Raw genomic sequence first — 7,940 nt, forward strand, 5'->3', positions numbered from 1 at the left:
AGCAGCGGGCTGTAGTCGCGGATCGCGTAGTGCTCGCCTTCGGCGTCGGGCCATCCGGCCTGTTCGACGATGTGGGTCCAGTCGGGCTTGGAGGGAGTGAGGACCAGCAGCACGGGGCGGCGCGGGTGGTCGGCGTCCAGGCGCCACAGGATCCGGTCGCCAGGGGCGGTGTCGGGGATTCCGGCCAGGACGGCGCCGTGCAGGGCGCGGGGGTTGGCGAGCAGATTGCGGCTGGCTGCGCGCAGGGGGTTGATGCGGACGCGGGAGAGGTAGGTCATCGGTTCACCAGCCCAGCAGGGCGAACGGGTCGTGGCCGCCGGCCTCCGTGGCCGGCTGCGTGATGGCGGCGGTCGGGTCCAGACCGGTGGGGACGCTGAGCCAGGCGTGGCGGATCCGCCGGCTGGAGAAGCCCCGTTCGCGGGGCGCGAAGGAGCGCGGCACGTCCTGCAGGCTGTCCTCGCCGACGGGGTCGTCGAAGGTCGCGGCGAGATCGATCCGGTGAGGGGAGAACGGCTCCGGACCGCGCCGGGCCCGTCGGCGGTAGGCGTTCTTCACTGCGTCACCCGCCTGCCAGGGCTCCTCGGCCAGAACGCCCTCCAGGCCGGCCTCGCGCACTCCGCCGAGGATGATCGGCTGGGTGGGGACACAGGAGCGACGGCCGAGGGCGAGCGGGAAGGCGGGACGCCGGATCGCCTCGGCGAGCGTGCTCACGAGGGCGACCGGGCCCTGGACCGCAGCGACGAACACCGCGTCCTGCAGGAAGTAGCGGTGGGTGACGTGGGTGTCCTTGACCGGGGAAGTCGGCTTCTGGACGCCCTTGGCGTTGACGCCGGCCTGCGGCAGCGGGCGACCCCGGTAGTCACTGACGGTGTGGTAATCGCGCAGCAGCGTACCCGGCTGGTCGACACGGACCCCCAGGCGCAGGCCGACCAGATCGGTAATGTCCGCCTCGCGCGGGCGACCCGCGGCAGCGGCGAGCAGCCCGAGGACGCCGGACTTGGTCGGCTGCGGCGAGGTGTCGCGGCGGTTGAATGCGCTGCGCCTGCCCCAGGACTGCAGCGGCGCGGCCAGGCGCAGGACGAGGACCGCCTGCTCCTGGGCGTCGCCGGCCGGGTCCGGCACGGTGGTGGGGTCGGCGGGCATCAGTTGTCGTTCACCCGCTCGGTGAGAACGGTGCGCAGGCCCTCGCGCAGGTCGGCGAAGGTGCGGTTGGTGCCGAAGGCCTCCGTCAGCCGCTGGCCGGTCTCGTCGGTGTCCTCGGTGAGGGTGTGGCAGACCCCGGCATACAGCGGGGTGTCGCCCCACTGGTCGGTGGCGGTAGCGAACTCCCTCGCGAGGCGGCGCGCGGACTCGGCGACGATGCCGCGGCTCGCCGGAACGGGGTTCTCGTACGCGGAGACGAGGTTGACCGGCTGGTCGGCGCGGACCACGACAGCGACCAGGCTGGGGCGGGTGCGGTGGGCGAAGGAATTGCCGTAGCCGGTCGGCATGGAGCGGGCGAAAGAGTCGACGAAGAGGTCGACGGCGTCGACGGCGGCCTTGTCGTCGCCGAGGTTGCCGCGTAGCTGGTGCAGGCCGACGGTGGCGTAGCGGTAGAGAGTGGCGGAGTTGAAGCCGATGGTGCCGATCATGCCGGCACCGGTCTCCTCCACGGTGTTCTCGTCGTCCACGGCCGTGTAGTAGTCGAACTCGAGCTCAGCGGCGTGCGTGGAGATCGCGTGGGCGACCTGAGTGGCGGCATCCACGTTCAGCCCGGGAATGTCGGCGACCATCCGCCCGAACAGGGCGACGTCCGCCGGGTGACCAGTCTGAAGCTGCTCCTTGACGGGCAGTGCCTTGACGGCCTCCTCGAGGCCCTTGGCGTCGAGGGCGGCGAGGTCTGAGGCGGTGTCGGCGACCAGGTCGACGATGCCGTCCAGCTGGCGGCGCCCGTAGAAGAGGAGGTAGGCGGTGTCGCCGCCCTTCTTGCCCGCGGAGATCTCGGTCGACTTGATCAGAGCGTCACCGATCCGCCGCGCGTCCTCGGTGTCGATGCCAGTGCGTTCGGCGATGCCTTTGGCGAGCTGGGCGGCGATCCGCTTGGTGCGGGTAGCCAGGTCCTGCGGGTCGCGGCTCTCGGCGAAGTGGATGCGGGTGGCACGCTTCCAGGCCTGGGAGGAGACGCGGGAGCGGCGCTTGCCCCCGAAGTAGGCCTCCTTCGGGTTGCCGTTGTCGTCCCGGTTGAGGTTGGCCGGCGGGACGGTCTGCAGGATGTGCACGTCGATGTAGAGGCGGTCGGTCATGCGCTACTCCTCGAAGAGGGTGGTCCGGTGATCGTGGTGGTACCCGGTGTGGCTGGTTGCCGGGGCGATCTCAGCCTTCGGTGGGGCTTTTGTCCTTCTCCTTCCAGGCCTGGTAGCCGACGGCCCACTTGAGCCGGATCTGCGGGCGTCGGTCCGCGCTGTGCCAGGCCTGGATGTCGGCCATCAGATGGTTGTAGTCCAGCGGCTGCCCGATGGTGCGCAGTTGGGTGATCAGGCCGCGTAGGTGGACCAGCAGCGCCGGCACGCTGGTGGCGCCGGCGAGTTGGGCGACCCGGGTGTCGAGGGCTTCTTCGCTGAACTTGCCGCTGCGGCGCAGGGTACGAAGGGCTTCGCCGAGTTTGATGCTGCGGCGGTGCATTGGCTTGGACTGGCTCTGCTGGTGGAGGCCGTAGAGGGCCAGGGCTGCGTGCTCGGCCTTCTGCTCGTCGGAGACCTCGTCGCGCAGCGCGAGTGCATCGTTGATCTCGCAGCTGTAGAGGGGCCACATCTTGGGGCTGTCCATGACAGGGCGGCCCAGGCCGGAGCGCAGGGCCGCGAGGTCCTCTCCGGGCGGCCTGCGCGGCTGCTTGGTGCGGGGGTCGATGCGCCAGGTGTGGTCGGGGGCGGTGAAGTCGTCCCAGTACCGGCGTCGCTTGGCGGCGGTGGTGTATTCAGTAGTCAAAGTCCGCTCCAGGGGCAGGGTCGGAATCGGGGCCGGAGTCGGGGGTGGGTCCGGTCTCGGCCGCCTTGGCGGCGGCCGCTTGCCGAAGGGCGTCGGCGTGGCGGGGGAGGATCTCGTTGACCTTTTGCCGGAAGTTGGCGCCGGCCGTGCCGAGCCGGTAGGTCTGCGTCTTGCCCGCTTTGCCGGGCTGGTCGAGGGTGCGGCCGCCGAACGTGGTGGCGGGTGCGGCCAGCAGGAGCGAGTTCGCCACTTCCCAGGCGAGGCGGTGGGCGACTTGCTCCCAGGCGAGTCGGCCCTGGTCCAGGACGTCCTCGTCGGTGCCGTCGTCGCGCACGCCAGTGAGTAGGCGGCGCACCTGGGGGTCGAGGGTATGAAGAAGGAGTTCGCCGGGGCGCTGGCCCTTGTCCCAGGGGATGGGGTCGGTGCCGGCGGCCCGGCGCAGGTCGGCGGAGAGGTTGTTGACGGCTTTCGCGAGGCGTTCCGCCTGTTCGGCGACGTCGAGGAGGAGCTCGTGGGCTTCGCTGTCCTGGTGGAGGGCGAGCAGTGGCAGGGGGATGGTGTCGTGGATGACGTCCTCGACGATGGCGGACTGGGTGCCGTAGACCATGCCGAAGGTTTCGACCTGCAGCTGGTAGTCGGCGTCGAGACTTCTGGTCTCCTGCAGGGCGCTGGCCTCGTCGAGCAGGATGCTGGTCTCGAAGCCGTCGGTGCTCTGGCGTGTCGGGGCGAGGAGGGCGTCCAGTCCACGCCAGGCGGCCTTGCCCTGGGTGTGGCGGCGTGGTCTGCGCTCCGGCAGGACCGACGCGGACTTCTTGGCGGGGGCCGTGAAGGTCCAGGCGGTGTGCGGCTCCAGCTCGGACATGGGCGTGAGCCGGTCACCGGCACTGATGACCACCCGGGCGACTTTCAGCTCGCTGGCCTCGTCCTGGTGCGGGATGAGTCGGATCCGCCGAGCCTGCCAGGTCCACAGGTCGAGGAGGCCCTCGGCCGCTCGCGGCTTCCACTCGGGGCCATGCGGGCCCCGCAGCCACTGCGGACTGCCGAGGCGCCCCGGTGGGGTGACCGGGAGGTTCAGCAGGAGAGTCTCGTACAGGGTGCGCCCGGTGGGGACGATGACGCCGAGCTGGCCGAGCGGGCCGGTGGGGTTCCCTGTGGTCTTGCCTGCCTTTACCTGGGGGTCGCCGACGACGCCGGTCTTGATCGCCGCGGTGTCCCAGCAGTGGGCGTGGACAAGCCAGTGGGCGGCCTGGGCCGGAGTCAGGTCGAGCGGATCGGCGTCGGTCCGGGTGGCGAACAGCGGGACGTTGTTGCCGCTGGCGGCGGTGGCCACGAGGGCGGCGGAGCCCTTGGTCTCGTCCTTCGCGGTCCGCAGCCCGGCCACCTGTCCGAACGGGGTAACTGGATCGAACAGGTCGAACTTCGCGCGGTGCTTGTCGAGATAGGCCTCGAGGCTGCAGAGCTCAGTCGGCGTGAACCTCCCCTGCGTGAACCGCTCGCCCTTTGCCCGGAGCGTCTGAGGCGCACCGGTGGCGTCGGCGACAACCGGCAGCAGGACCTGGCGCAGCACGGCCGGGAGCTGGGTGGAGAACTCGACGACGAGGCCTTCGAGCTCGTGGGCCCGGGCCAGTGCCTCGGCGATCCCCAGCGTCACGGGCGGCCCGCCGTCGACGGGCCGTGCCGTCAGCCACGGTTTTTCGGCAAGGTTGTACCCAGGCACGTGCTGTTCTCCCAACTAGCCCTGTTTAGGGCGTGGTTCGGGTTCATCGTGGCATCGCCGGGGGCCCGTTGTGGGACGAATGCTTGAATTGCCCCTCGGCCCCGCAGACTGCCGGTGCGGGGATGGCCCCTGGCCCTGTTTGCGAGCCGGGTTCGGCTGCAAGTCGGCCCCGCGGTCGCGGGGTTGAGGTGGTGGGTCGGCAACTCCCCGGCCCACCACCTCGCCGTCATCCGTACCGGCGTCCTCCGCTCACCACGAGGCCGAGAAGGTCGTCGTAGCGCAGGTGGTAGTCGCCGAGGACCGCGGCACCGTGCTCGTCGAGTTCGAGGGCCAGGCTGTACCGCAGCCATGGATGGTCACGCCAGCCCGCCAGCGGACCGAGCCCCTCCTCGGCCACCGCGCTCAGCCCGGCCGGAAGACGCACCGTCCCCGAGAGCACGTCGTCCAGCACCTCGGCCGCCACCTCGCCGTTCGGCCCGAGCTTGCGGCCTGTCACCGCGCGGACCTCCTCATCCCCGGTACGGCGTACCAGGACGACTTCCACACTCCGGCCCCCGTCTCGCACGAGCGCCTCGAACTGCCCCTCTGCCAGCCTGCTGTGAGCTCCGAAGTGCAGGCCTTCCAGGGTTGGCGCGCCGTGCTCGCCGGCCCGGGTCAGCACGTACTGGGACGCTTGCGCGCGACGCTCGGCCTGCCGCATCTCCCAGTCCTGCCGCGCCTGCGCCTCGGCCTCGCTCCACGCCGCCGGGACAATGGGCTCGGCGCCATACACCCGGGCGACCAGATCCGGCACCTGGCCGGGGATGGCCCAGGTGCCTTCGTCGGCCGTCGCTGCCCGACCGACCTCGGCGGCGGAGCGCAGCAGGAGGTAGCGGCCGTAGATTCGTTCGGAGGAGCGCAGGATGTGCGGCGCGCGGTCATCGTCGAGGTGGATGCCGGTGACGGCGACGGTGGGCCTCGACAGGAGACGGGGGCGCTTGACTCCATCGTGGCGGTGGAGGCGTCCGATGCGCTGGAGGAGCAGGTCCATGGGCGCAAGGTCGGTGATCAGAAGGTCAGCGTCGACGTCGAAGGACTGCTCCGCGAGCTGAGTGGCGACGACGATGAGTCGCTCGGGGCGCCCGGACCCTTCGGAGGGCGGTCCGAGGAGCTTCAGGACCTCCTGGGTGCGGTCAGCCCGGTGGCCTGCGTGCAGCCGCCCGTGCAGGAGGTGGACGTCGGTGCCGAATTCCTCGCGCAGTGCCTCGAACGTGGACTGGGCGCGGGCCACGGTGTTACGGATCACCAGGACGCACCCGCCGTCGACCAGGCGCTCCTTCAGGTAGTCGACGACGACCCCGTCCGCCTGACCGGCATCCTCCGGGGAGGTCCGGCAATCGGTCTGCGCTGGTAGCTCGTCGAGCACCTCGACCCGCACCTGGAGGTCATCGCGCCAGGACCCGGTGCTCTCGACCAGCAGCTTCGGCCCGCCGCCCTGTCCCGACCAGGCCGCCGTCACGCTCGGATAGCCCTGCGGCTCGGGAACCTCCAGCACCTCCGAAGGCTCAGCCGACTGCGTTCCGGCCAGGTAAGCCGCGACCAAGCGGCGCCGCTGCTCCGGCGGCAGGGTCGCCGACAGCAGCACCACCGGCACCCCGGCCTGCCCGAGCCACCACAGACCCTCCAGCAGGAACTGCGACATGTAGACGTCGGCGGCGTGGACCTCGTCGAGGATCACCACCTTGCCCACGAGGCCAGCCATGCGCAGCATCACGTGCTTGGTACGGGTCGCCGCGTAGAGGAGCTGGTCGATGGTGCCGACCGCGAACGGGCTCAGCAGACCACGGCGACGGCCGAGGAACCACTCGGCGGGCGCCCCGCGCTCCCCGGCCTCGCAGCCGTCGAAGCAGTCATCCCGCATTCCGAACGCGTCCACCGACGCGAAGCGGGCATCGGCGTTCTGCCCCCACTCCCCCGCGCCCTCCAGCAGGGCGCGCCACTCCTTGTTGAACATCCGCTTGCCGTGCAACAGGACGACCTGGTCCTCAAGCCCCTCATCGACATTGCGCAGCCACGACCGGAGCTGAGTGAACATCGGGTCCGCCGTCGCCTGGGTCGGCATCCCCAGGAACACCCCGTCCGCGCCGTAACGCGCGGCCATCACCTCGGCCGCCGCCAGCGCCGCCTTGGTCTTCCCCTCCCCCATCGGCGCCTCGACGACCACCAGCCCCGGCCCGCCCATCCGCCGCACCACGTCCAGGACCAACTCCTGCGAGGGCCTCGGCCCGTGGCCGAAGCGGTCCCGGAACGTCTCCGGCCCGGGCATGGCCAAAGCGCCCCACCCGCCGCGCAGGCCGAGCGCGGACCACGCGTCCGCCACCCGCTGCCGCGCCCGGGGCATCGTGACCCTCGCCAGATCGGGCTCGCCCTGGAAGTGCGCCTCGTCGCTGGCGATCCAGTCCGCCATCACCACGAAGCCCGCTAACTGGAGCTGCACCGCACGGCTCGGCACCAGCACGGGCTCCGCACCGGCAAGCGGCCGCTCACCTTCGTAGCCGAGTTCCCGGGAGAACACCTCCACCAGTGCCGACTGCGCCAGCTTCCAGGACGGCCCCTTCCCCTGCAGGTCCGCCTTCTTCGGGGGAAGCTGCCCCAACGTGGGGAACAACCCGTGGTGACCGGCGACCAGCGGCCACACCCAGTCGACCTGCCCCTCCGCCCAGCCAGCCTCCGCCAGCAGCACCCGCAGGATCCGGCCACCGGCCTTGTCATGCCGCCAGGCCGTCGCATTCACCGCGTACTTGTCCCACGACAGCCCCGACCCGCGAACAGCATCCGCGCCTTCCGCATCGAGATGCGCGAACGCCGGAGTGGCCTTGCCGAGATCATGGATCCCGCACAACCACGCGAACAGACGCCGCCCCTTCCACTCGCCGCCGGCCACAGCGTCCAGCCGCCGCCGCGTCACCAGCGGCAGGTAACGGTCCCAGATGACCTCGGCCACCGCGGCGGTATCCAGCATGTGTGACAGCAGAAGGTTGACCGTCCCACCGGCCCGCCCCGCGGACTTGCCCCACAACGCACCCAGCCAGCCCCTGACCTCGGACGGATACCCGTGCCAACGGTCCTCGACCATGCCCCAACCTCCACGTACGAGTACGCTGCGGAGGATAGAACCCACCACTGACATTGATGCTGATACTCAGGTTCCGGTGGTCGTGGCTCTGCCACTGACTGACGCCCTGCTGGGCTGTCCTCGAGTTGTTCTGTCCGGCTGCCG

6 protein-coding genes are annotated in these 7,940 nt (G+C 70.8%); all 6 read right to left on the bottom strand.

The genetic code is table 11. The annotated features are described in order from the left end of the window. Positions 1–278 (bottom strand): type I-E CRISPR-associated protein Cas6/Cse3/CasE (locus tag ACZ3YL_RS42115; protein WP_465663116.1); only part of this gene is annotated, 278 nt, incomplete at its 3' end. A gap of 4 nt (positions 279–282) precedes the next feature. Beyond that, positions 283–1,143: a type I-E CRISPR-associated protein Cas5/CasD gene (gene cas5e / locus ACZ3YL_RS42120; protein ID WP_465663118.1), complete on the bottom strand. Its 861-nt coding sequence runs from the start codon at positions 1,141–1,143 to the stop codon at positions 283–285. After that, positions 1,143–2,282, bottom strand: a complete 1,140-nt coding sequence (cas7e, locus tag ACZ3YL_RS42125; protein ID WP_465663119.1) for a type I-E CRISPR-associated protein Cas7/Cse4/CasC — start codon at positions 2,280–2,282, stop codon at positions 1,143–1,145. Before cas7e ends, cas5e begins: the two co-directional genes overlap by 1 nt. A gap of 70 nt (positions 2,283–2,352) precedes the next feature. Next, positions 2,353–2,964: a type I-E CRISPR-associated protein Cse2/CasB gene (gene casB, locus ACZ3YL_RS42130; RefSeq protein WP_465663121.1), complete on the bottom strand. Its 612-nt coding sequence runs from the start codon at positions 2,962–2,964 to the stop codon at positions 2,353–2,355. Continuing rightward, the gene (gene casA / locus ACZ3YL_RS42135) at positions 2,954–4,681 is read right to left on the bottom strand and encodes a type I-E CRISPR-associated protein Cse1/CasA (RefSeq protein ID WP_465663123.1); all 1,728 of its coding nucleotides are present in this window, start codon (positions 4,679–4,681) and stop codon (positions 2,954–2,956) included. The genes casB and casA overlap by 11 nt, the downstream gene beginning before the upstream one ends. 226 nt (positions 4,682–4,907) lie before the next feature. Further along, positions 4,908–7,796, bottom strand: a complete 2,889-nt coding sequence (gene cas3 / locus ACZ3YL_RS42140) for a CRISPR-associated helicase Cas3' (protein WP_465663125.1) — start codon at positions 7,794–7,796, stop codon at positions 4,908–4,910. Positions 7,797–7,940 lie beyond the last annotated feature (144 nt).

Source organism: Kitasatospora sp. NPDC023176, from assembly GCF_055560495.1.